The organism is Mesorhizobium sp. M7A.F.Ca.CA.002.09.1.1 (genome assembly GCF_003998555.1).
GTDB classification, from domain to species: Bacteria; Pseudomonadota; Alphaproteobacteria; order Rhizobiales; family Rhizobiaceae; genus Mesorhizobium; species Mesorhizobium ciceri.
Genome location: NZ_RZRR01001403.1, coordinates 1 through 828, shown reverse-complemented (window position 1 = coordinate 828; position 828 = coordinate 1). Strand labels below are relative to the sequence as shown.

The window sequence follows — 828 nt, the reverse complement described above, 5'->3', positions numbered from 1 at the left end:
GTTTGGCGCAACGCCAGCCTCGGCGACACCAGCCCCCCTCATCAGCAACGCCCGGACGGGCGAGCAGCCCCCGGCGCAGGCAAAAGCGACGCCAGCAGCGGCAAAACCGATCATCACGCTTGCCTCGGCCGATTCCACGGCCAAGCCGGTACAACTGGCTTCGCTCGGTGGCGATAGCGGTCACATCACCGGCAGCGATGCCCTGCCCGGCGTGCGCCAGACGGCCCTGTTCGAGATCAAGCGCAAGTCGGGCCTCGATGACGAAAGCGACGTCGACCTCAACGAGGATGAGGGGCCAGTGGGCGGCTCCTATCAGGTTGCGTCCGCCGCCGGCATGGCCCGGCTGGCGCCCAACGGGCTGCTCAAGCAGAACGAAAGCGTCGATGTGGCCTGCCTGAAGCCGTCGCTGGTGCGCGTGCTGAAGACGATCGAAGGCCACTACGGCCGCAAGATGACGGTGACGTCAGGCTATCGCGACCCGGCCCGCAACCGGCGCGCCAACGGCGCCAAGAATTCGCTGCACATGTATTGCGCCGCCGCCGACATCCAGGTTCCCGGCGTTTCGAAATGGGAACTGGCGAGCTACATCAGAAGCATGCCCGGTCGCGGCGGTGTCGGCACATACTGCCACACAGAATCGGTTCACGTCGACGTCGGTCCCGAGCGCGACTGGAACTGGCGCTGCCGCCGGCGCAGCGGCGGTGACGGCTAGCAGCGCTATTTGACGGCCTACGCCTGTCAGCCGCCAAGGCCGTTCCAGCAATATCGTTCCAGCCTCCTGAACATTCGAGATAGGCTGAAGCGTCCCCAACTTCGTCATCCTCGGGT

The 828-nt window shown here is 65.7% G+C and carries 1 protein-coding gene; it reads left to right on the top strand.

Going from position 1 to position 828, the window contains the following annotated elements; translation table 11 throughout:
- On the top strand, positions 1–712 hold a 712-nt coding region (locus tag EN994_RS33550), incomplete at its 5' end, for a YcbK family protein (protein WP_127308259.1).
- Positions 713–828: the final 116 nt, after the last annotated feature.